Source organism: Ensifer sp. CCNWLY38 (assembly GCF_037120565.1).
In the GTDB taxonomy this organism is placed as follows: Bacteria; Pseudomonadota; Alphaproteobacteria; order Rhizobiales; family Rhizobiaceae; genus Ensifer; species Ensifer adhaerens_H.
This window is the reverse complement of record NZ_JBBBBO010000007.1, coordinates 270,376-293,353: the sequence shown is the minus strand read 5'-3', so window position 1 is coordinate 293,353 and position 22,978 is coordinate 270,376. Positions and strand designations below refer to the sequence as shown.

General features: G+C 63.2%; 23 protein-coding genes. 16 read left to right on the top strand and 7 right to left on the bottom strand.

Translation table 11 applies throughout. From position 1 onward, the window contains the following. Window positions 1–119: 119 nt before the first annotated feature. From V7S54_RS17395 to xylB, 3 genes are all read left to right on the top strand, one after another. On the top strand, window positions 120–1,193 hold the full coding sequence (locus tag V7S54_RS17395) for a metallophosphoesterase (protein WP_065375431.1): 1,074 nt from the start codon (window positions 120–122) through the stop codon (window positions 1,191–1,193). A gap of 165 nt (window positions 1,194–1,358) precedes the next feature. Further along, complete coding sequence (locus V7S54_RS17390) at window positions 1,359–2,396, top strand: LacI family DNA-binding transcriptional regulator (RefSeq protein WP_065375430.1); 1,038 nt, start codon at window positions 1,359–1,361, stop codon at window positions 2,394–2,396. Window positions 2,397–2,458: 62 nt separating this feature from the next. Next, the gene (xylB, locus tag V7S54_RS17385) at window positions 2,459–3,913 is read left to right on the top strand and encodes a xylulokinase (protein ID WP_065375429.1); all 1,455 of its coding nucleotides are present in this window, start codon (window positions 2,459–2,461) and stop codon (window positions 3,911–3,913) included. A gap of 38 nt (window positions 3,914–3,951) precedes the next feature. On the opposite strand, the gene V7S54_RS17380 is transcribed toward xylB, so the two are convergent. Then, window positions 3,952–4,314, bottom strand: coding sequence for a nuclear transport factor 2 family protein (locus V7S54_RS17380; RefSeq protein WP_065375486.1), 363 nt, complete (start codon window positions 4,312–4,314; stop codon window positions 3,952–3,954). A gap of 140 nt (window positions 4,315–4,454) precedes the next feature. On the opposite strand from V7S54_RS17380, the gene xylA reads away from it, so the two are divergent. From xylA to V7S54_RS17360, 4 genes are all read left to right on the top strand, one after another. Further along, entirely contained in the window at window positions 4,455–5,765 is a 1,311-nt protein-coding gene (gene xylA / locus V7S54_RS17375) for a xylose isomerase (RefSeq protein ID WP_065375428.1), read from the top strand. 290 nt (window positions 5,766–6,055) lie between these two features. After that, the gene (locus V7S54_RS17370) at window positions 6,056–7,108 is read left to right on the top strand and encodes a sugar phosphate isomerase/epimerase family protein (protein ID WP_065375427.1); all 1,053 of its coding nucleotides are present in this window, start codon (window positions 6,056–6,058) and stop codon (window positions 7,106–7,108) included. A 219-nt stretch (window positions 7,109–7,327) separates the two neighbouring features. After that, window positions 7,328–8,509: a Gfo/Idh/MocA family protein gene (locus tag V7S54_RS17365; protein ID WP_065375426.1), complete on the top strand. Its 1,182-nt coding sequence runs from the start codon at window positions 7,328–7,330 to the stop codon at window positions 8,507–8,509. A 148-nt stretch (window positions 8,510–8,657) separates the two neighbouring features. Further along, on the top strand, window positions 8,658–10,025 hold the full coding sequence (locus V7S54_RS17360; protein ID WP_065375425.1) for a GH1 family beta-glucosidase: 1,368 nt from the start codon (window positions 8,658–8,660) through the stop codon (window positions 10,023–10,025). An 87-nt stretch (window positions 10,026–10,112) separates the two neighbouring features. Here the strand turns inward: V7S54_RS17360 and V7S54_RS17355 are convergent, their stop codons facing one another. Continuing rightward, entirely contained in the window at window positions 10,113–10,982 is an 870-nt protein-coding gene (locus V7S54_RS17355; RefSeq protein ID WP_065375424.1) for an NAD-dependent epimerase/dehydratase family protein, read from the bottom strand. A gap of 422 nt (window positions 10,983–11,404) precedes the next feature. Here V7S54_RS17355 and V7S54_RS17350 point away from each other — a divergent pair, with 422 nt between their 5' ends. From V7S54_RS17350 to V7S54_RS17335, 4 genes are all read left to right on the top strand, one after another. After that, window positions 11,405–12,487, top strand: coding sequence for a methionine ABC transporter ATP-binding protein (locus V7S54_RS17350; RefSeq protein WP_065375423.1), 1,083 nt, complete (start codon window positions 11,405–11,407; stop codon window positions 12,485–12,487). Beyond that, complete coding sequence (locus V7S54_RS17345) at window positions 12,477–13,142, top strand: methionine ABC transporter permease (protein ID WP_057254555.1); 666 nt, start codon at window positions 12,477–12,479, stop codon at window positions 13,140–13,142. The genes V7S54_RS17350 and V7S54_RS17345 overlap by 11 nt, the downstream gene beginning before the upstream one ends. Window positions 13,143–13,180: 38 nt before the next feature. After that, a complete protein-coding gene (locus V7S54_RS17340) occupies window positions 13,181–13,957 on the top strand; it encodes a MetQ/NlpA family ABC transporter substrate-binding protein (RefSeq protein WP_065375422.1) in 777 nt (258 codons plus the stop codon). Between the two features lie 112 nt (window positions 13,958–14,069). Continuing rightward, the gene (locus tag V7S54_RS17335) at window positions 14,070–14,477 is read left to right on the top strand and encodes a GFA family protein (protein WP_065375421.1); all 408 of its coding nucleotides are present in this window, start codon (window positions 14,070–14,072) and stop codon (window positions 14,475–14,477) included. Window positions 14,478–14,755: 278 nt separating this feature from the next. Here the strand turns inward: V7S54_RS17335 and trhO are convergent, their stop codons facing one another. Beyond that, the gene (gene trhO / locus V7S54_RS17330) at window positions 14,756–15,712 is read right to left on the bottom strand and encodes an oxygen-dependent tRNA uridine(34) hydroxylase TrhO (protein WP_065375420.1); all 957 of its coding nucleotides are present in this window, start codon (window positions 15,710–15,712) and stop codon (window positions 14,756–14,758) included. A gap of 389 nt (window positions 15,713–16,101) precedes the next feature. Here trhO and V7S54_RS17325 point away from each other — a divergent pair, with 389 nt between their 5' ends. Beyond that, window positions 16,102–16,530, top strand: coding sequence for a DUF3592 domain-containing protein (locus V7S54_RS17325; protein ID WP_065375419.1), 429 nt, complete (start codon window positions 16,102–16,104; stop codon window positions 16,528–16,530). Window positions 16,531–16,547: 17 nt separating this feature from the next. Here V7S54_RS17325 and V7S54_RS17320 read toward each other — a convergent pair whose 3' ends face one another. Further along, on the bottom strand, window positions 16,548–17,456 hold the full coding sequence (locus V7S54_RS17320) for a CHAD domain-containing protein (protein ID WP_065375418.1): 909 nt from the start codon (window positions 17,454–17,456) through the stop codon (window positions 16,548–16,550). After that, window positions 17,453–17,926 (bottom strand): CYTH domain-containing protein, encoded by a 474-nt coding sequence (locus V7S54_RS17315; RefSeq protein WP_065375417.1) that lies wholly within the window; start codon window positions 17,924–17,926, stop codon window positions 17,453–17,455. The genes V7S54_RS17320 and V7S54_RS17315 overlap by 4 nt, the downstream gene beginning before the upstream one ends. 202 nt (window positions 17,927–18,128) lie before the next feature. On the opposite strand from V7S54_RS17315, the gene V7S54_RS17310 reads away from it, so the two are divergent. From V7S54_RS17310 to V7S54_RS17295, 4 genes are all read left to right on the top strand, one after another. Then, a complete protein-coding gene (locus V7S54_RS17310) occupies window positions 18,129–18,767 on the top strand; it encodes a 2-dehydro-3-deoxy-phosphogluconate aldolase (RefSeq protein WP_058326863.1) in 639 nt (212 codons plus the stop codon). 223 nt (window positions 18,768–18,990) lie between these two features. After that, the gene (locus V7S54_RS17305) at window positions 18,991–19,701 is read left to right on the top strand and encodes a tellurite resistance TerB family protein (protein ID WP_065375416.1); all 711 of its coding nucleotides are present in this window, start codon (window positions 18,991–18,993) and stop codon (window positions 19,699–19,701) included. A gap of 144 nt (window positions 19,702–19,845) precedes the next feature. After that, on the top strand, window positions 19,846–20,541 hold the full coding sequence (locus tag V7S54_RS17300; protein WP_065375415.1) for a GNAT family N-acetyltransferase: 696 nt from the start codon (window positions 19,846–19,848) through the stop codon (window positions 20,539–20,541). 41 nt (window positions 20,542–20,582) lie between these two features. Then, a complete protein-coding gene (locus tag V7S54_RS17295; RefSeq protein ID WP_065375414.1) occupies window positions 20,583–20,789 on the top strand; it encodes a hypothetical protein in 207 nt (68 codons plus the stop codon). A 399-nt stretch (window positions 20,790–21,188) separates the two neighbouring features. Here the strand turns inward: V7S54_RS17295 and V7S54_RS17290 are convergent, their stop codons facing one another. Then, window positions 21,189–22,235: a nickel/cobalt transporter gene (locus V7S54_RS17290; protein WP_065375413.1), complete on the bottom strand. Its 1,047-nt coding sequence runs from the start codon at window positions 22,233–22,235 to the stop codon at window positions 21,189–21,191. Next, entirely contained in the window at window positions 22,229–22,873 is a 645-nt protein-coding gene (locus V7S54_RS17285) for a DUF1007 family protein (RefSeq protein WP_065375412.1), read from the bottom strand. The genes V7S54_RS17290 and V7S54_RS17285 overlap by 7 nt, the downstream gene beginning before the upstream one ends. Between the last annotated feature and the right edge of the window lie 105 nt (window positions 22,874–22,978).

Here is a 22,978-nt window from a genome sequence, read left to right as displayed (position 1 = left end):
CTGAGGCCAGTCCGCACGGTTTACGCGAGCCGAGCCTTGCTGCACACTCCCGTCCACCGATGGCGAGGGGCGGCGAGATGAAGGAACGGGTTTCGGCAGCTATCTCACGGCGGTCTTTCATGACGGGTCTTGCCGGCGTCGGGCTGGGGCTTGCCGCCTCGCGCAGTCGCGCTGCCGCTCCTGCCATCGATGCGACGTTCCTGTTCTCCAACGACATCCATGCCTGCCTCGTCTCGATCGAAGGGCTTGCGCCGAACTGCGCGGCGGAAGGCAAGACCGACGCGAACCTGCTGCGCCATGTGGCGGCGCTCAACGCGGTGCATGCCATGCGCTGGCCGGAAACGGTGGCGGACAAGCCGAGTGGCCTGGCAAGCGCCGGACGGCAGATCGGCAAGCCACTCGGCCTGGTGCTTGGCGGCGACATCACCGACGACGGCGGCGGCCAGGTGCGCCGGCCGCGGGAAGGGCGGCAGCTGCAACAGTTCTCCAGTCGCTATCAGGAAGGGGCAGGAAGCGATCGGGTCCACATGCCCGTCTTTGTCGGGCTCGGCAATCATGACCTCGACCAGGACGGCCCGCCGCCGCATGTCGACTGGTATCGCCGCGAGCTGCGCGACTATGTCGAACTCAATCATCGCCAGACGGTCTTCTACAAGCCGCCGGTGCCGGTGACCAACTACGACCCGCTGTCGGATTGCTATTCCTGGGACTGGGGCGGACTGCACCTCGTGCAACTGCAGCGCTTCGGCGGTGACGAGACCAAGGGTGCCGTGAACGCGCTGCCCTGGCTGAAACAGGATCTCGCGGCATATGCCGGCGACGGCCGGCCGGTGATCCTGTTCCAGCACTATGGCTGGGATACGTTTTCGACCGAGGTCTGGGATACGAAGGCGAAGACCTTCGATGATGAAGGCGATGGCGCGCCGCATTGGTGGAGTGTCGATCAGCGACAGGCGCTGATCGACTCGCTCAAAGGCTACAACGTCATCGGCCTGTTCCACGGACACCAGCACGAAACCGCAATGATCTACCGGCAGGGCGGGCTCGACCTCATTAAGCCGAAGGCTGCCTATATGGGCGGCTTTGCGGTTGTGCGCGTCACCGACGGCTTCATGGACGTAGTGTTGGCCGAGGCCGGTTCCGCGCACGGAGAGGTCGCGTTTACTACCGCTTTCAGCAAGCGGCTCGCCTAATATCTGGCAAGTGTCACAACATTCGTTAAATCGATCAGAATCAATCGTTTAAAGTGACAGCGTGCCGTCTTTCCGCCGGCGCACGGACGCCTGTTTTCACCGCTTTGAAGATTTCTGATTTACGTACATCAGAAATTCCTCTAAAGGCAGAACCCGGAGGAAAACATGCGTCCGACAGTTCACGATATCGCTGCTAAAGCCGGGGTCAGTCTCGCCACCGTCGACCGGGTCTTGAACAATCGTCCCGGCGTGCGTGGTGTCACCCGCGACAAGGTCGAGCGCGCCATAACGACGCTCGGTTATGTGCGCGACGTCGCCGCCGCCAATCTTGCCAAGAGCCGCATTTACCCGCTGGTCTTCATTCTGCCCGAGGGCGACAACACCTTCATGCGCGGCCTTGCGGCCGAGGTGGAAGCGGCGAAAGTGCGCTCTGCGATCGAGCGCACCGCAATCACCATGCTCTCCGTCCCGGCCTTCGATAGGGCGGCCCTGGCCGCGGCACTGGAAAAGGCGCGGACACTCGCCCCTGCCGGCGTCGCCGTGGTTGCGATCGATGCACCCGAGGTCGTTGCAGCTGTCGATCGGCTGCGCGAAGACGGCATTGCTGTGGTGACTCTGGTCTCCGATCTGCCGGGATCGTCGCGTGATCACTTTGCCGGCGTCGACAACATCGCCGCCGGCCGGACCGCAGGCACCTTGATGGGGCGTTTCCTCAGCGGTCGCGAAGGATCGGTCGCGATCGTCGCCGGCGCGATGCTGGTGCGCGACCATCGTGATCGCCTCGAAGGTTTCAGCGCGGCGATGGCCGAAAGCGCCCCGGGCCGCCGGCTTCTGCCCGTCGTCGAGGGTCATGACGATCCTGCCGAAGTCGAGAAGCTCCTCTCGGGGCTTGTCGCCGATCATGCGGACCTCGCCGGCATCTACAGTCTCGGCGCCGGCAATCGCGGCCTGATCGCGGCACTCGAAAAGGCCGGGCGTCAGGCTGATATTTGCGCCATCGCGCACGAGCTGACACCGCATAGCCGCGCGGCACTCGCCTCCGGCACCTTGGACGCGCTCCTCAATCAGGATGCCGGCCATGAGGTGCGCAGCGCCATCCGCGTGCTGAAGGCCCGTGCGGATGGACTCGCGGTGATCGGAGCGCAGGAGCGCATCCGCATCGAGATTTTCCTTAGGGATAACCTGCCGGTCGAGCCGGCGTAACGATTTGGAACTGCGCGGTTCCGGACGGCAAACCGATCTGGAATTGCTCAATGGAGGCAAGCATGTATCTCGGACTGGATCTCGGCACCTCGGGCGTCAAGGCAATGCTCATCGATGGCGACCAGCGCATCATCGGTTCTGCCTCCGGCGCGCTCGACGTTTCCCGGCCGCATCCCGGCTGGTCGGAACAGGATCCGGCGGACTGGGTGCGGGCGACCGAGGAGGCGATTGCCGGGCTGAAGGCAGCGCATCCCAACGAACTTGCGGCCGTGCGCGGCATCGGCCTTTCCGGTCAGATGCACGGTGCGACGCTCATCGATGAAGACGACCGGGTGCTTCGGCCCTGCATCCTGTGGAACGACACCCGCAGCTTCCGCGAGGCGGCAGCGCTCGACGCCGATCCGCAGTTCCGCGCAATCACCGGCAATATCGTCTTCCCTGGCTTTACGGCGCCGAAGCTCGCCTGGGTGCGGGCCAACGAGCCGGAGATCTTTGCCAGGGTGCGCTGGGTGCTGCTGCCCAAGGACTATCTGCGCCTGTGGCTGACCGGCGAACACATGTCGGAAATGTCCGACTCGGCCGGCACCGCCTGGCTCGACACCGGCAAGCGCCGATGGTCCGAGAGCCTGCTTTCCGCCACAGGCATGGATGAAAAGCAGATGCCGAGCCTGGTCGAAGGGACCGATGCGGCCGGCAAGCTTCGGCCGGAACTTAGCGCCCGCTGGGGGATTTCCGGTGACGTCGTGGTTGCCGGCGGCGCCGGCGACAATGCGGCGTCTGCGTGCGGCATGGGCACGGTCGGCGAGGGGCATGCCTTCGTCTCGCTCGGCACCTCAGGCGTGCTCTTTGCCGCCAACGCCAGTTACCTGCCCAATCCGGAGAGCGCGGTACACGCCTTCTGCCACGCGCTGCCGAACACGTGGCACCAGATGGGCGTCATCCTGTCGGCGACCGATGCGCTCAACTGGTACTCGGGCATCGCCGGTCGCAGTGCGGCGGAGCTCAGCTCGGAACTCGGCGACGACATCAAGGCGCCCTCCGGCGTGACCTTTCTTCCCTATCTCTCGGGCGAGCGCACCCCGCACAACGATGCGGCGATCCGCGGCGCCTTCGTGGGCCTTGGCCACGAAAGCAGCCGCGTGGTGCTGACACAGGCGGTGATGGAGGGCGTGTCCTTCGCCATCCGCGACAGCCTGGAAGCGCTCCGCGCCGCGGGCACGACGCTCTCGCGGCTGACGGCGATCGGCGGCGGATCGCGCTCGCGCTACTGGCTGAAATCGATCGCAACGGCACTCAACCTGCCTGTCGATCTGCCCGCCGATGGCGACTTCGGTGCCGCCTTCGGTGCTGCCCGCCTTGGCCTCATCGCCGCGACCGGTGCGGATCCGGTGGCGACTTGCTACGCCCCGCGCACCGCCGAAACCATCGCGCCCGAGGTGTCGCTGGTTTCGGTCTACGAGGAGACCTACCAGCGCTACCGTCGGCTCTATCCGGCGATCAAGGGTGCCGCGTCATGACGACGCTGCGCCGCAAGTCCGGCTTGAGTGCCGGTCGCTCAGCGCGCCGGCACCTTGTCGAGGAAACCGGTGATCGTCTTCAGGCGACCGTTCTCGATCTGGCAGACATCGGTGCCTTCGATAACCGAGGCGACACCTTCCGGGCCGAGCGCCCAGGAAAAGCGGATCGTATCGGCAAAACCGTCGGCGTCGCCCTTCAGCGTGAAGCGGAAGCCCGGAAACTGCCCCTGGACGCCGGCGATCAGCGCATCGATGCCGGCATGGCCGTCGCCCTGCATGATCGGGTCGCGATAGCTGACGTTGGCGCTGAAGGTCTTCTCGATCAGGGCCGAGCGGCTTGCGACATCGGTGGCGTTCCAGGCGGCAATGTAGGCTTCGGCAATCGCGTTGAAGTCGTGCATCGAAGTGTTCCTTTCGTTTGGCGTTTCGATGCCCCAGCTATCGCCGGTCGAGGGAATGAAACCAATTACCTTCCACGTAATGGCCGCGCCTATCGGATGGGCGATGCCGGCCGACACCACTCTTGAGAGGAGCCAAACCCGTGAGCACAGGATTTTTCGGCGATATCGCCAAGATCAAATATGAGGGCCCCGACAGCGCCAACCCGCTCGCCTTCCGTCATTACAACAAGGACGAGGTTGTTCTCGGCAAGCGTATGGAAGACCACTTGCGCTTTGCCGTCGCCTACTGGCACACCTTCGTCTGGCCGGGCGGCGACCCCTTCGGCGGCCAGACCTTCGAGCGTCCCTGGTTCAAGGACACGATGGACGCGGCGAAGCTGAAAGCCGACGTCGCCTTCGAGTTCTTCGACCTGCTCGGCGTGCCCTTCTACTGCTTCCATGACGCGGATGTGCGCCCGGAAGGCAAGAGCTTCGCGGAGAACACGAAGAATCTCAACGAGATCGTCGACCACTTCGAGAAAAAGCAGGCCGAGACCGGCGTCAACCTGCTCTGGGGTACGGCAAACCTCTTTTCCAACCGGCGCTATATGTCGGGTGCCGCGACCAATCCGGACCCGGACGTCTTCGCGTTTGCCGCCGCGACCGTGAAGACCTGCCTCGACGCAACCAAGCGCCTCGGCGGCCAGAACTACGTGCTCTGGGGCGGGCGCGAAGGCTACGAGACCCTGCTCAACACCGACCTAAAGCGCGAGCTCGACCAGCTCGGCCGCTTCGTCAATCTCGTCGTCGAGTACAAGCACAAGATCGGCTTCAAGGGCGCGATCCTGATCGAGCCGAAGCCGCAGGAGCCGACCAAGCACCAATATGATTACGACGTCGCGACGGTTTACGGCTTCCTGAAGAACTACGGTCTGGAAAACGAGGTCAAGGTCAACATCGAGCAGGGCCACGCGATCCTTGCCGGCCACTCCTTCGAGCACGAGCTGGCGCTTGCCAATGCGCTTGGCATCTTCGGCTCGATCGACATGAACCGCAACGACTACCAGTCCGGTTGGGACACCGACCAGTTCCCGAACAACGTTCCGGAGATGGCGCTTGCCTATTATCAGGTTCTCGCAGGCGGCGGCTTCAAGACCGGCGGCACCAACTTCGATGCCAAGCTGCGCCGCCAGTCGATCGACCCGGAAGACCTGCTGATCGGCCATATCGGCGGCATGGACTGCTGCGCCCGCGGCCTGAAGGCGGCGGCGAAGATGATCGAGGACAAGGCGCTCTCCGCTCCGCTCGAAAGCCGCTACGCCGGCTGGCAGGTGCCGGAAGCCAAGAAGATGCTCGACGGCGGCTTCTCGCTGGAAGAAATCGAGGCGTGGGTGCTGAAGTCCGACCTCAACCCGCAGCCGAAGTCCGGCAAGCAGGAACTGCTGGAAAACATCGTCAACCGCTACGTCTAAGCACTCTCGAGAGTTTGCGCGCGCGGCGGCCCGGTCTCTCTGGGCCGCCGGTTGCGACGACTGCGGGTTGCCGGCGACGCAGGTGGGCTGCAATATGAAATCGATTACAAATCTCTCGGGAATCTGTGCCTTCACCAGTTGCCCCCTGTTGAAAATCTGCTAGCTTTGGCGCCTGCAACGTTTCAGGTCCGCCAGTTGTGGCGAAAACAAGGTGCATTGTACCTCCTTGTCGCCGACTGACCGGACAGGCCGACATCATCAATGGCCGTTTCATCGGGAGGAAAATCGGGATGAAGACCATCAAGGGGCCAGGGCTCTTTCTTGCGCAGTTTGCCGGCGATGCGGCGCCGTTCAATTCCTGGGACGCGATCACCAAATGGGCGGCCGATTGCGGCTACAAAGGCGTGCAGGTCCCGAGCTGGGACGCGCGGCTGATCGATCTTCAGAAGGCAGCGACCTCGAAGACCTATTGCGATGAGTTTACCGGCAAGGCGCGCGCCAACGGCGTCGAGGTGACCGAGCTTTCGACCCATCTGCAGGGTCAGCTCGTCGCCGTGCACCCGGCCTATGACGAAGCCTTCGATGGTTTTGCCGCACCGGAAGTGCGCGGCAACCCGAAAGCGCGCCAAGCCTGGGCGGTTGAGCAGGTGAAGCTGGCGCTGACTGCCTCGAAGAACCTCGGGCTGAACGCGATGGCGAGTTTCTCCGGCGCGCTTGCCTGGCCCTTCGTCTATCCCTGGCCGCAGCGGCCGGCCGGCCTCGTCGAGACCGCCTTTGACGAACTGGCGAAGCGCTGGAAACCGATCCTCGACCATGCCGAGGATTGTGGTGTGGATGTCTGCTACGAGATCCATCCGGGCGAGGACCTGCACGACGGCATCACCTACGAGATGTTTCTGGAGCGCACCGGCAACCACGCCCGCGCCTGCATGCTCTACGACCCCTCGCACTACGTGCTGCAGTGCCTCGACTATCTCGACAATATCGACATCTACAAGGATCGCATCCGCATGTTCCACGTCAAGGATGCGGAGTTCAATCCGACCGGACGCCAGGGCGTCTATGGCGGCTATCAGGGCTGGGTCAACCGGGCCGGGCGCTTCCGCTCGCTCGGCGATGGCCAGGTGGATTTCGGCGCGGTGTTTTCGAAGATGGCGGCCAACGATTTTGCCGGCTGGGCGGTGGTCGAATGGGAATGCGCGCTGAAGCATCCGGAGGATGGCGCGCGCGAGGGTGCCGACTTCGTCAAGCACCACATCATCCGCGTCACCGAAAAGGCCTTCGACGACTTCGCCGGCGGCGGCACGGACGAGGCCGCCAACCGACGCATACTGGGAATCTGAGGTAGCGTTTGCCCCTCACCCTAACCCTCTCCCCGCTTGCGGGGAGAGGGGACGCGGACTGTGGCTGCGAGTGCACCTGCAGCGCTCTTAGAGAGAGTTGCTTGGGGCCTGGCGAGCGGCACATTCTCCCCGCGCGCGGGGAGAATGTGCCGGCAGGCGGATGAGGGGCAGACCGCACAACACAAATGGAACACACGAACGGAAACAGGGGAGAAGGCAATGGCAATCGAAGGAACGAGCGAGAAGCGTGAGCGCCGCATCCGGCTCGGCATGGTGGGGGGCGGCTCCGGCGCCTTTATCGGCGCGGTGCATCGTATCGCGGCACGGCTCGACGATCACTTTGAGCTCGTGGCGGGCGCCCTGTCGTCGACACCGGAGAAGGCGGAAAACTCGGGGCGTGAACTCGGGCTCGATCCGTCGCGGGTCTATTCCGACTTCAAGCAAATGGCGATCCGCGAGGCGAAGTTGAAGGACGGCATCGAGGCAGTGGCGATCGTCACGCCGAACCACGTGCACTATGCCGCGGCCAAGGAGTTTCTGAAGCGCGGCATCCACGTGATCTGCGACAAGCCGCTGACCTCGACGCTATCAGACGCGAAGAAACTGAAGAAGGCGGCCGAGGACAGCGATGCCTTGTTCGTGCTGACGCACAACTACACCGGCTATCCGATGGTGCGGCAGGCGCGCGAGATGGTGGCCAATGGCGAGATCGGCGCGGTGCGGCTGGTGCAGATGGAATATCCGCAGGACTGGCTGACCGAAAACATCGAGCAGTCCGGTCAGAAGCAGGCGGCCTGGCGCACCGATCCGGCGCGCTCGGGCGCCGGTGGCTCGACCGGCGATATCGGCACGCACGCCTACAATCTCGGCGCCTTCGTCTCCGGTCTCGAACTGGAGGAGCTTTCGGCCGATCTCGACAGCTTCGTGTCCGGTCGTCAGCTCGATGACAATGCGCATGTGATGATGCGCTTCAAGGCGAAGGACGGCGAGCGCGCCAAGGGGCTGCTCTGGTGCAGCCAGGTCGCGCCCGGCCACGAGAACGGCCTGATGGTGCGCGTCTACGGCACCAAGGGTGGCCTCGAATGGACGCAGAAGGACCCGAACTATCTCTGGCACACGCCGTTCGGCGAGCCGAAGCGGCTGCTCACCCGGGCGGGTGCCGGGGCGGGTGCTGCGGCAAACCGCGTCAGCCGGATCCCGTCCGGTCATCCGGAAGGTTACCTCGAAGGCTTCGCCAATATCTACACGGAAGCGGCGCGCGCGATCTTCGCCAAGCGCAAGGGCGAGAAGGTCGATGCCGCCGTCACCTATCCGACCATCGGCGATGGCATGAAGGGCATGGTCTTCGTTGACGCCTGCGTCCAGTCATCCAAACGAAATGGTGCGTGGGTAAAGGTGTAGCGGAGCACAAGAACCGGCGAAGGGGCGGGGCATTCCCGCCCTTTTTCGCGAGTTGACATTTTCCAGCACGGCTTTAGGTCGGCCCGCGAAACAAAGAAAACAACATGGTCCCGTTTCCGGCGGGGCCGGAACAAGACGAGGCAGAGAGATGACCGATCCCAAGATCCTGGCCCAGCGTTTCCCGGGTGACTTCGTATTCGGGGTGGCGACCGCCTCCTTCCAGATCGAAGGTGCCACCAAGGCCGATGGCCGCAAGCCGTCGATCTGGGACGCCTTCTCCAACATGCCGGGCCGCGTCTTCGGGCGGCACAATGGCGATGTCGCCTGCGACCACTACAATAGGCTCGACGAGGATCTGGACCTGATCAAGAGCCTCGGCGTCGAGGCTTACCGCTTCTCGATCGCCTGGCCGCGCATCATTCCCGAAGGCACTGGCCCGATCAATGAAAAAGGCCTCGACTTTTACGACCGTCTCGTCGACGGGCTGAAGGCCCGCAACATTAAGGCATTCGCCACGCTCTACCATTGGGATCTCCCGCTGGCGCTAATGGGCGAGGGAGGCTGGACGGCGCGCACGACTGCCTACGCCTTCCAGCGCTACGCCAAGACGGTGATCGCCCGCCTCGGCGATCGCCTCGACGCGGTTGCGACCTTCAACGAACCCTGGTGTTCGGTGTGGCTGAGCCATCTCTACGGCATCCATGCGCCGGGCGAGCGCAGCATGGATGCAGCCCTTCACGCGCTGCACTTCACCAACCTGGCGCACGGGCTCGGCGTCGATGCCATCCGTTCGGAGCAGCCGAACCTGCCTGCCGGCATCGTCATCAACGCGCACTCCGTGTACCCGGGCAGCGACAGCAAGGCCGACACGGCAGCAGCCGAACGGGCCTTCGACTTCCACAATGGTGTCTTCTTCGGCCCCATCTTTAGAGGCGAATACCCCGAGAGCTTCATGAGCGCGCTTGGCCACCGCATGCCCGCGATCGAAGACGGCGACATGGCGACGATCTCCCGGCCGCTCGACTGGTGGGGGCTCAACTACTACACGCCGATGCGGGTTAGCGCCGACCCGGCGAAGAGCGCGGAGTATCCGGCGACGATCAACGCCAAGGCGGTGAGCGAGACCAAGACGGATATCGGCTGGGAGGTCTATGCGCCCGCGCTCGGTAGCCTGGTCAGGACGCTCAACGCGACCTACCAGCTGCCCGACTGCTACATCACCGAGAACGGCGCCTGCTACAACATGGGCGTCGAGAACGGCATCGTCGACGACCAGCCGCGACTCCACTACATCGCCGACCATCTGTCTGTCACGGCCGACCTGATTGCCGAAGGGTATCCGATGCGCGGCTACTTCGCCTGGAGCCTGATGGACAATTTCGAATGGGCCGAAGGCTACAAGATGCGCTTCGGTATCGTGCATGTCGACTACGACACGCAGGTGCGCACCATCAAGAAGAGCGGCGAGTGGTACAAGGCGCTTGCCGAAGAATTCCCCAAGGGCAACCACGGCTGACGATTGCGCTGGCGGCTCGATCCGCCCGCGACAAGCGTGGCGACAGGAGGGCCGATGCGGCTCTCCTGAAGCAGCTTTACTCCTCCATCATCGACGGACGGGCAGGACTTCCAGACTCTGCCGGTCGAGTTGGGCCAACACTTCCTTGAAGCCATAACGCGGCTTCCAGTCGAGCTTTTCGATCGCAGCGCTCGGATCGTAGACCCGATCGATCGTCGCCGGCAGCGCCCAGCCGCGCTCGGCAAAGGCCTGCGACATCTTTGGCGCGCGCTCGCGCAAGAGCCCGGCAGCGTCCTCCGCCAGGCGGCGGCAGTCGGTCGGTAGCAGCGGTGTTTCGCCCGAGATGATGTAGCGCTGGAAGGCACGGCCGCCATTGTCGAGTGCGGCTACATGCGCCGCAGCCACGTCGCGCGCATCGATGCCGCGATGCAGCCGGTAGCCCGCGACGCGGTCGGCCGCCTCTGGGAAACAGCGCGACATGCGCAGCACCCGCACGTGCAGGGCGCGATCGGCAGCGTTTTCCAGCAGAGCTTCCGCCGCAAGCTTGGTGTGGTGGTAGATGGTGTGCGGCTTGGGCGGCGTCTCCTCGGTGATCCAGGCGCAGCCGCCTTCCGTGACCGCGTGGCCGTAAAGAGCCGTCGTGCTGGTGAAGACGATGCGGCCGACGCCGGCAGCTTGTGCTGCGGCGATCACCAGATGCGTGCCCATCACATTGACGCGCTCGAACTCCTGGTCGGCGACCGTATCGACATGCGGGGCATGCAGCGCAGCCGTATGGATCACGGCATCCGCCCCCTCCATGGCCCGCTCCAGCAATTCGCCGTCGACGAGATCGCCGACTATCGCGGTCGTGCCGAAAGGCGTGCGGTCGATGCCGATGACGTGATGGTCGGCTGCAAGTGCGTTATAGATCGCCCGGCCGATGCGGCCGGAGCTCCCGGTCAAGACAATGCGCATTTCCTACCTCGTAACCCGTGGTCCCGCCCGTTACCATGAAATGCCTGCGGGCGCAGTCCGTCCGGACGAGGATTTCCAAGGTGGTGGCGCCGCGATGTGGCGCTTCTCGGGCGAGCCCGCAGCAAAAGAGCATGGTTTTGCTGTTCCGCCGCAAATTCAGGAATGTAATGCCTGTGAAACGCCCGGACGATTCTCCATAAGAGCCGTAGATTATGTCGCATGCGGGCCATGTGCCGCCAAAGTTGAACTGACTGGTTTCTTGATGCTAGAGAAGTGCTCCCTGTTCCGAATGCGTTGTCGAATGTCGGCCTGACCGGACGCGCCTTCCATCCCGACTTTGCCGGGATCACGAGTTTTGAACATCCGAGAGCACTTATGTACCCGCACATTCCGACTCCGCCTCTTTCGGGGATCTCCGAACGATGAGCGTTTCCCCCTTGAAAGCCACGTCACCGGCTGACGCGGCCGTCGTCTTCGACGGCGTTTCCAAGCATTTTCCCGCCTCCGGCAACAGCAGCGCCTTTACCGCGCTCGACAACGTCTCGCTGACGGTCGACCGTGGTTCGATCACCGGCATCATCGGCCGGTCCGGCGCCGGCAAATCGACGCTGATCCGTCTGGTCAACGGCCTGGAGAAGCCGAGCAGCGGCAAGGTGCTGGTCGACGGCGTCGACGTCGGCGGGCTTGACGAGGTGGCGCTCCGCACGCTTCGCCGCTCTGTCGGCATGATCTTCCAGCACTTCAACCTGCTCTCCTCGCGCACCGTGTTCGGCAATGTCGCGCTGCCGCTGGAGATATCAGGCATGGACAAACGCGCGATCGAACAGCGCGTGCGGCCGCTGCTCGATCTCGTCGGCCTTGCTGACAAGCACGGGCGCTACCCGGCCGAACTCTCCGGTGGCCAGAAGCAGCGCATCGGCATCGCCCGCGCGCTCGCGACCGAGCCGAAACTCTTGCTTTCCGACGAGGCGACATCCGCGCTCGACCCGGAGACGACGCAGTCGATCCTCGAATTGTTGAAGCGCATCAATGCCGAACTCGGCCTGACGGTGCTGCTCATCACCCACGAGATGGAAGTGGTAAAGGCGGTGACCTCGGATGTCGCCGTCATCGATCACGGCCGCATTGTCGAGCGCGGCCATACCTTCGGCGTCTTCACCCACCCGAAGCATGAGACGACGCGGGCGCTGCTTTCGGGCCTGCCGGGATCGAAGCTTCCGGATGCGGTGGCTCGCGCGTTGAAACCGCAGCCGTCCCAAGGCGATCGCGCTGTCGTGCGGCTCACCTTCTTTGGTGCCGCGGCGGAGAAGCCGCTGATTTCGCAGCTGATCAAATCGGTCGGTGCCGAGGTCAACATCATCGCCGGCACGATCGACGAGATCGGCGGCGCGCCCTATGGCTCGCTGGTCGTTGCCTACGGCGCCGATGCCGAGACATCCGGTCGCGCCGAACGCTTCTTCACCGAAAACGGTCTGGTCACGGAGGTGCTCGGTTATGTCGCCTGATATTCTCTTGCGCATCGGCGGCGCCACCGTCGACACGATCTACATGGTTGCCGTCGCCGGCCTCATCGGCTCGTTGATCGGCTTGCCGATCGGCATCTTTCTCGCGACCAGCGGCAAGGGCGAGCTCTTCCCGGCGCCGACGCTGAACCGCATCGTCGGGCTGATCGTCAACGCCACGCGCTCGACACCCTTCATCATCCTGGTCGTCGCCATCATTCCCTTCACCCGGCTTTTGACCGGCACCTCGATCGGCACCAAGGCGGCGATCGTGCCTTTGACGATTGCGACGATCCCCTTCGTCGCGCGTCTGGTGGAAGCGGCGATCCGCGAGATCGACAAGGGGCTGATCGAGGCGGCGCGCGCCATGGGCGCGACCCCGATGCAGATCGTCTTCAAGGTGCTGCTGGCCGAAGCGCGGCCGGCGCTGACCCTGGCTCTCACCATGACCGCCGTCAGTCTCATCGGCTATTCGGCGATGGTCGGAGCCGTCGGCGGCGGTGGGCTCGGCGACCTCGGCATCCGCTATGGCTATCAGCGCTTCATGCCCGACGTCATGCTCGTCGTCGTCATCGTGCTGATCGTGCTGGTGCAACTTGTGCAGAGCGCCGGCGACGGACTGGCGCGGCGCTTCGACAAGAAAAACCGCAAGACCTGATTTCCTCCCAAGACTTGAACGTAAACAAGGAGACATCCATGAAGAAGCTTATCATCGCGGCAGCGATTGCCGCTCTCACCGCTGGCACGGCGCTTGCCGAGACCATCAAGGTCGGCGTCACGCCGGGCGAACATGCCCAGATCATGGAGAAGGTGAAGGAAGTCGCGGCACCCAAGGGCCTCGACATCGAGATCCTCGAATTCTCCGACTACGTCGTTCCGAACCAGGCGCTCGCCGATGGCGACCTCAATGCCAACTCGTTCCAGCACCAGCCCTATCTCGACAACCAGATCGCCGATCGCGGCTTCGAGATCGTCAGCGTCGGCACCACCATCACCACCCCGATGGGTGTCTATTCGCAGAAGGTGAAGAGCCTCGACGAACTTCAGGACGGCGCCACGATCGCCATCCCGAACGATCCGACCAATGGCGGCCGCGCGCTGCTTGTTCTCGCCTCCAAGGGCCTGATCAAGGTCAAGGAAGAGGCCGGTCTCAAGGTGACCCCGGCTGACATCACCGAGAACCCGAAGAACATCACCTTCGCCGAGCTTGATGCCGCCCAGCTGCCGCGCTCGCTGCAGGATGTCGATGCGGCCGTCATCAACACCAACTACGCGATGGAAGCCGGCCTGCATCCGAAGAAGGACGCGATCGCGATCGAAGGCGAGAAGTCGCCCTATGCCAACGTCATTGCCGTGCGCAAGGCCGACAAGGATGCGCCGTGGGTGAAGACGCTGGTCGAATCCTACCATGATGAAAAGGTGAAGACCTTCATCAACGACACCTTCAAGGGCGCGCTGATCCCGAGCTGGTAAGCTTCTCTGTCTGATCGAAACAGCAACCGCGCGCTGCAATCCCGGCGCGCGGTTTTTCTTTGACCGCAAGTTTCGCCCGGTTATCCTCCTGACGCTTTGAGGAGGGCGCGACATGAGTGTGATGAAAGGCGGCTGCCTCTGCGGCGCAATCCGCTACGAGGCGAAGGGGCAACCCCTCTATTCCGGCTTCTGCCATTGCCGCGACTGCCAGCGCACCACCGGAACCGGCCATTGCTGCTACATGATCTTCGATCGCGCGAACGTGGTGATGTCAGGCACTTGCCGCGGCTACGAGACACGCGCCGAAAACGGCAATGCCTCGATCCGTAATTTCTGCGAAACCTGCGGCAGCCAGGTCTTCGGCTCCGGACCGCCGGACGATTGGCGCTGGTCGATCTACGCCGGCACGCTCGACGATCCCTCAGTGTTCCAGCCGACCGATGCGATCTTCACCCGCAGCCGCCATGAATGGGACCGCAGCGCGTTGGCGCTGGATGAATGCGAGGCGTTGCCGGGGTAGCTGCTGCGACAGCGGATTTGCCCCTCTCCTGGGGTTAAACCCGAGGACTAACCCTCTCCCCGCAGGCGGGGCGAGGGGACGTGCCCAAAGCAGCCGGCGTTGCCGAACGGGGCTGCAGTCGACCGAATATCTGGGGTGCTTATTATTGAGCCGAGCGGGTGCCACTTGTCTCCTTCGCCCCGCTTGCGGGGAGAAGGTGCCGGCAGGCGGATGAGGGGGCCCCACCGCGCGAATGAGGGGCCTCCTTCACTGCGCCGAGGGGGTGCGAACCCGAAGTCTCAGCTACCGAGGTGGCGCTCGCCGCGCTTCTTCGCAAGCTCAATCTGCTTCTGGCGCTGGCGGTAGCGTTCCCGGTCCTCGTCGGTGCGGACCTCGTGGCAATGAATGCAGGAAACGCCGTCCTCGTGGTGCGGCGAGAGGAGATCGGCCTTGGTCAGCGGCTGGCGGCAGGCGTGGCAGAGCGTGTGCTCGCCTTCTTCAAGGCCATGGGTGACGGAGACGCGATCGTCGAAGACGAAGCAGGCGCCCTCCCACAAGCTTTCTTCCTGCGGCACTTCTTCAAGGTATTTCAGGATGCCGCCCTTGAGGTGGTAGACCTCGTCGAAACCCTGCTCCTTCATGAAGGCGGTCGCCTTCTCGCAGCGGATGCCGCCGGTGCAGTACATGGCGATCTTCGGTTTGTTGTGCAGGCCGGTGTGGTTGCGCACCCAATCCGGAAATTCGCGGAAGGTCTTGGTCTGCGGATCGACCGCGCCCTTGAAGATGCCGATTGCCGTCTCGTAGTCGTTTCGCGTGTCGATGACGATCGTCTCGGGATCGGAGATCAGCGCGTTCCAGTCTTTCGGATCGACGTAGGTACCAACGATCTTGTTGGGGTCGATGTTCTCGACACCCATCGTGACGATTTCCTTTTTCAGCCGCACCTTCATGCGCAGAAATGGCATCGAGGACGCCCGGCTTTCCTTGTGCTCCAACGCTCCAAGCTCCGGCTGCGCGCGCAGGAAGGAAAGCACGGCGGCGATGCCGGCATCGGTGCCGGCGATCGTGCCGTTGATGCCCTCATGGGCGATGAGCAGCGTGCCCTTGACGCCGTTCTCGTCGCAGACGGCCTGCAGCGGTTCGCGGAATTCGGCGAAGCGCGGGAAGCTTGCGAAATGATAGAGCGCGGCTACCAGAAACTGGCCGTGGGTCTCACCATGGGTCTCAGGGCGCGGGGTGGTGGAAATGTCGGTCATGGCCGGTGCAAATACAGCTTTCGCGCCGCAAGCGCAATCGCGGCAGGCGAGAGGGGCACTCTGTCGCTGCAGGTCACGATGAAATGAGTTGAATGAACCGGCGGGAAACCGCAGACGCGATCGCATCGCGTCTTGGTTCCGCATCATGTTCAAGAAACAATTGGATGCTAATATTCACCTAAAAAGGGTGGAGGCGCGATTTCGGAATTGCGCGAGCGCCGCAGCTGTTTGCGAGATCAATGCGTGAGAGATCGGGACCGCCAGCTGGGAGGAGACGCAGATCACTTGGGGCCCTATGAGCCATGCAAACCTAAGGTGCGTAACAATGAAGACTCCTGCGCGAGGGTGCACGCAGGCAAATCCCCCGATCCTATCCGAATGCAGCTGGCATGGACCTGAGCGCCGTCCTTAGCACGCTCTATGCGTGGTTAGCCGAAGACTTTCGCTTGGTCCGTCTGCTTTTCTCGGTCGTCGGAGTGGGACTTGCGTTGGATATCGCATGGAAGCTGCGGCGTGACGCGCTGCTTCGGCGTCGTGGAACATCGACCAAGGGACGGATCGTCCAAGTGTCGAGCGGGGAGGACTACGACACCGCCATCATTCGGTTCACAGACGGGGCGGGACGCACACACGAATTCGACTCCGAGCTTCCTCATTCAGGCGAGCCCGTCGGGACAAGCGTCGACGTACGCTATGACCCTCAGACCCCAGGGCGTGCCCATCTCGCCGGCAGACCCCTAAGGCGCATGTTGCTGTACGTGGTGTCTCTGATCGTCGCCGCGGGTTTTGTCTTCCTGGCGGTGGTGCTCGACGCCTGAATACAGCGGGGAGCCAGCTAGCGCGCGGCGTCGAGCCAGAGCAGACGGATCGTCCGGCTCTCTTCGGCGGGCTGCTCCTGGAAGACCGTAGCTGCCAGTGTCAACGCGTCGTCTCGCAAGGTTTCCTGCCGGGCAATGACGGCGGCGATGAGATGGGCCTGGTCCTGGCTGTTGCCGGCCAGCGCCGGATCTTCGTTGATCAACTGGACCATGACGGAGAGATCGTTGAGGTGGCCGAGCGTGTCGACCAGCATCTTGGCCTCGTTGCGCTTGGCCTGGATGGCAGACGGCCAGGTGTCGCGCATAAGTCCCAGATGCATGCGATAGTCCTGCGCCCGCTTGCGCAACTCGTGGAAGGCGTCGGCTTCGGTGCTCGAGCCGCAGGCTTCCTTGGCGTGGGCGGCGCGCTTGAGCGTCTGCTGCCAGCCTTTCGTCAGCCGGGCGGCGGTTCTGCGGCGACGATCGTCAAAAGAGACATGGGCCAGTGCCTGCCGGGCGTGTTCACAAGTGACGATGGTTGCGGCAACGCGGTCCTCGATGTCGGTCTCGCAGGCAGCGATGCGGTCGCGACGTTTCTCCAGCCGCTTGCAAATGTGGGTGAGAGCCTTCTCCTGTTCGACGCTGGCAGCCGATGCCCTCAGGTATTGAGCGTTTTCCACCAGCGCTGCCGCATCGCGGACGGTTGAGAGATTGCGGGCCATGTCGCGAATGCGCGCGTTTTCGTGCTTCTGGAATTGCGGCGCGTCGGCGGCGACGAGCCGATAGAGCGAACGCAGGCGCTTGAAGTTCTTGCGGGCCTCATGGATGGCCTCGTGGAGGCCATCAGGGCGGTCTTCGAGGGTCATGACCGCCTGCGTGAGTTGTTCGGCGGCAATGGCGCGGAAATCGTTGGTGAACGGCCGTCCGGGCCGGAAGGCGTAGGTCATGATTGGGGTTCCATCAGCCCCTCTGTGGCAAGTGCCTGGTTGGAGTAGCGGCGGTCGCCGGTGACTTCGCGGCCGATCCAATTGGGCAGTGCCGGCACATCGGTCTCGCGCTTCATCTCCACTTCGGCGACGACCAGGCCCCTGAGCGCGCCTTCGTAGACATCCACTTCCCAGACGAAGCCCTTGTGCGGCACGCGATATCGTCGTTTCTCGATGACGATGCCGACCGCCTGCGTCAGCATCTCGCGGGCGTCGTCGAGTGGCAGATCGTATTCATACTCGTTTCTGACGAGCGCCGACTTACCGATTTTTATGGTGAGGCGCGCCCACTTGCTGCCGTGGATGCGCACGCGCAGCGAGCGGTCGTCCATGGTGACGACATAGGCTTGCCTGAGGTCGATGCCCTTGTCCGCATGCTCTCGCCACGCGTCGGACGCGACCAGAAACTTGCGTTCTATTTCCTTCGCCATGGATAATCCGCCATTTCGATAGGCTCGCCGTCATCAAACTATCGCTTTCGTGCGAAGGCTCAAGTCATCTCTTTGTTGTAGGTAATATTTTATCTTCAGCTTACATGAGAATGCCGCACACTTGCGCCCTTGGGTCTCGACAACCGGTGGCCGGCGGAGTATGCGGAGGGCATATTCAATCGTTTTAAAAAGGACGATCGGCATGAGCGCGAAAACCGACAGGCTTCTTTCCATCCTCAAATTGCAGCCGGTCGTTCCGGTCCTGGTGATCGACGACGTCGCGACCGCCGTGCCGCTGGCGCGCGCTCTGGTTGCCGGCGGGTTGAGGGCGATCGAGATCACGCTGCGCACGCCGGCAGCGCTCGAAGCGATCAGCGCGGTTGCAAACGAAGTGGAAGGCGCGGTTGCCGGCGCCGGCACGATCCTCAATGCCGCGCAATTCGAAGCGGCTGTCGAAGCCGGCTCGAAGTTCATCGTCAGCCCCGGCACGACGCAGGAACTGATCGATGTCGCGAACGACCACGAAGTGCCGCTGCTGCCGGGTGCCGCGACGGCGAGCGAAGTCATGGGCCTGCGCGAGGAAGGCTACGACGTCATGAAGTTCTTCCCGGCGGAACAGGCCGGTGGTGCCGCCTATCTCAAGTCGCTGTCTTCGCCGCTGGCCGGCACGATGTTCTGCCCGACCGGCGGGATCTCGCTTTCCAACGCGCGCGACTATCTGACGCTGCCGAACGTCGTCTGCGTCGGCGGCTCCTGGGTCGCACCGAAGGATCTGGTCGCCAAGGGCGATTGGGCCGGCATCACCAAGCTTGCGGCCGAAGCCTTCGCCCTCAAGGGCTGAGCGGGAAGCACTGTTTCTACATTTGAAGGCCGGGCGTAAGCCCGGCTTTTTTCGTCGGTCACCCCGCTCCTTGTTGGCCACACGCCTCTGGCGCGAATTTGTATTTCCCCTGCAACGTTCCTATGTCTCAATCCATTCGACGGCGCGAGCGCGGGCGGCGCGCCGTTTCGTTTGATCTCAACCGCCCGGAACCGACAATCCAACCGACAAGGAGCGAAACCCGATGTTCGACGCGAAGAAATTGCTGGATCAGTTTCTGGGATCGCAGGTGCCCGGTGCCGGCGGCACGGTGCGTGATCGCGCGACCCAGGCAACGCAGCTTGCCAAGGACAATCCGCTGGCGACGGGCGCCATCGCCGCGGTCCTGCTCGGCACCAAGTCTGGTCGCCAGCTGGCCGGCAATGCCGCCGTGCTCGGCGGCCTCGCGGCCATCGCGGGTCTCGGTTACCAGGCCTACAAGAACTATCAGGCCGGCAACACGCCGGGAGGCGCAACCGTTGCCAAGGGGGAACCGGAACTCCTGCCGCCGCCGGCCGATTCCGGCTTCGCGTCTGCGGAGGCCGTCAGTCACGACTTCGCGCTGACGCTGGTGCGGGCGATGATCGCAGCCTCGCGCGCTGACGGGCACATCGACGAGGCCGAGCGTCAGCACATCATGGACAAACTGTCGGTCTCCGGCCTTTCAGCCGATGCCGCCGCCTTCCTCGAAAGCGAGCTTGCCAACCCTGTCGATATCGACGCGATCGTCGGCGCAGCAAGGACGGAAGAAGAGCGCGTCGAGGTCTATACCGCATCGCGCCTGACGATCGAGCCGGAGACGCGTGCGGAGCGTGGCTATCTCGACCTGCTGGCCGGCCGCCTCGGTCTTCCGGATGCGCTGGTCGATCACATCGAAGCGACCGTTTCGGCCGCCAAGGTGCCGGCGAGGGCCTAGCATTCTGGGCTGACCCGCATGGGTGCATCACCAGTTTGAACAGGGTTCATAACCGGTTTGAACAGGGTTCATCACCAGTTTGAATTTGTATCGGTCGCCACTCTGTCCTATTGCGAAGGGCAAGGGGTAACGGAGGAGCGGCCGATGCGTGATCTGAAGAACTGGAAAGGATGCCCGGCACCGAAGGGCGTCGCGCTCGAAGGGCGCTTTGTCAAGCTCGAGCCCTATGAGCGCGACCGGCATCTGCAGGACCTCTGGGACGGTCTCGGCGGCATGGCGATCAATCCGCTGCTCAAGTATTTCACGCAGCCGGATTTCAGGGACATCGAGGGTTTCGACGCCTGGCTGACGGCGGCGCAGGAGAAATCCGGCTGGGTCACCGAGGTCTTCCGTGACAAGGCGACGGGTATCGTCGTCGGCATGGCCAATTACATGCGCGCCGATCCCGCCAACGGCGTCGTCGAAGTCGGCTCTGTCGCCCATGGTGCCGCCATGGCGCGCTCACCGCTCTCGACCGAAGTCCATTATCTGATGGCGAAACACGTCTTCGAGGATCTCGGCTATCGCCGCTACGAATGGAAATGCCACAGCGAAAACATGGCAAGCCGCAACACGGCGGCGCGCCTCGGCTTTACGTTCGAGGGCATCTTCCGCCAGCACATGATCTCCAAGGGCGAAAACCGCGACACGGCATGGTTCTCGATGATCGACAGCGAATGGCCGCTGCTCAATGCCGCATTCGAAACCTGGCTCGCAGCTGATAACTTCGACGAGGATGGTCGCCAGAAGCGGCGGCTTGAAGATATACGTGCGGACTTGGAGCGGAAGGCGTCCAAGTAAGCGCCTGACGCTCGGTCGCACCAGACAACAGCAGGGAAGTCATGCAGAACAAGGAAAAGTCACCGGCGATCGCCGCTGCGATCATTCTCGTCGTTGCCGGCCTCGGCTTCTTCGTGCTGCCGTCGATCATGCTGAAGCTTGGCGACATCTCGCCCTGGCTTGCCACCGCCTTCGGCGTGATCTTCGTGCTGGCCTTCTTCCTGGTGTTCTGGCTCCGAGCCCGCTACCAGCGCAAGCGCGGGCTGTGAGTTAGCCTCAAGAAGTCGCGAGAGCGGGAGTTGCCTCAGATTTGCTCGCGCCCGGTTCGCTCAAACGCGCTTTTTTTGGTTGGCACACGTGTGAAACCGGCTTGTTCGGGCGTTGACTCCGGGCAATCTTCGAGCAAGTAGCCGAACGAATACCATGCGTCATAGTCATTCCGCGCTCCGGAGGGCCGCGTCCAGTCGTCATCGACGACCCAGAACGAGTAGCCACCGTTAACGTCGCTTGCTCCAATTCCATGTTTCTCGGAAAGCCAGAACTGGAAGGCGGCGGATTCCCCGGACCATATGTACTTAATGGCCCAACCGTCCTTTCTGAGCTTCGCGGCTATTTCCTCGAACTCAAGCGTATCGAAATGCCTCTGTGGTGCCCGTCGGGTAGGTGATTCACCCCTGCAGCGCAGCGCCCAACAAAACGAGCCCCAGGATCAGAACCAGTGCCGCCCCGGCGATCTCGATGCCGTTGGAGATGCGGGCTGCTGACGTGGTGCTCGACGCGTAGCGCAGCGCAACGCCCTTGGCCGTGACGGCCATGGTCGCGAGGATCGAGACGGTGATCGCGGTGCCGATCGACATGGCGAAGACCGAGAGCACGCCGCCGAGATAGAGCCCGTTCAGGAGCGCGAAGGACAGCACGATGAGCGCGCCGGAGCAGGGACGCAGGCCGACGGCGATAACGGCCGACCAGGCTTCCCGCAGCGCGAAACGATCGCCCTTCAGCATCGACGGATCGGGGGCGTGCGCATGCCCGCAGCTCGCGCAGACTTCGCCAGGGCCATGGCTGTGCCCATGGTGCCCGCCGTGTTCGTGATGATGGTGATCGTGATGATCATGATCGTGCGCGAGATGGATATGCCCGCCGCCGGCGACTGAGGCCACGGCGACCGGACGCAGCATCGACCGCAGTTTGCGCAGAAGCAGCCATCCGCCGAAAGCGGCAATCAGCGCGTAGCTGGCGATTTCCAGCCACCGCGTTGCCGTGGTCATGTTGATCGACGAACCGCGCAGCAGCAGATAGACGGCGCCGATCAAAAGGATCGCGACGACGCCTTGCAGGATCGAGGAGAGAAAGGAGAGCAACACGCCGCGCTTCAGCTCGGTCTCGTTGGCGATCATGTAGGAGGAGATCACCGCCTTGCCGTGGCCGGGGCCGGCGGCATGAAGGACACCATAGGTGAAGGAGAGCCCGACCAGCGACCAGAGCTGCCAGGGGTTTTCCCGCATGCCCTTCAGCGCGTTGGTCATCAGCCGGTAGAAGCCTTGCTGCTCCACGTTCACCCAGGCGAAGAAACCGCCGAGGAAACCGGTCGTCTTGAATGCAGGCTCGGCCGTGCCGATGCCGAGCGGCGACTGGGCCGCTGCAAGCGTTGCGGAGAGCGCCGTGACGATGAGCGCTGCCGTGACCAGACGTCCGATCCTGCGGGTGTTCAGCATGTGATCTCTATCCTGGTTGCAAAGAGCTTCGACATGTCCGTGCCGGTCGGATCACTCCAGAAGGCATCGGTCAACGTGTCCTTGTTCTCGGCGAGAACCTCGTCGGGATCAGGGCGGACGACCTTGTGCTCGCAGGCGTTGATCTTGTCGCCGACGACGGTCAGGTCGTTGTCGGTCGCGAAATCCATCGCCGTATACATGGTCGGATCGTAGACGCCGAAGGAAAGCTTGCCCTTGAGCGGCATCGGCTCGGCCGGCTTGACGGCAAACATCATCAGCAACTGCCCGTCCTTGTAGTCGACGGTGATGCTGTCCGGCTTGTTGACCTTGATGGTTTTGCCGTTGTCGAGGATCGTCGTGTAGTAATTGTACTCAGACAGCGACTCCAGCACGGTCTGGCCGACTTCCGCCAGTTCGTCCGGATCGAGCATCGCATTCGAGTTCTTGTCGAAATCGAGCACCACGCTCGACGAAAACAGCTCGTCGAAACGCCAGACGTTTCGCAGTTCGCTGACTTCGGCCTTGTCGTCGGAGACCACCTCGAGGCGCGCTTCCGCGAAGATGTGCGGATGGGCAAGGGCCAGCGACGGCGCAAGCAGGGTGGCAAGGCCGGCCATGATGAGGCATTTGGTTCTCATGAAACGGCAATCCTTTCGGCGGGGCGATCTCCCGCGATTCGTTTCCGGGAATGTACCGGAAATGGGACGGAATTGGGACTTGGCCGATCACATGCGCCGGCGGCA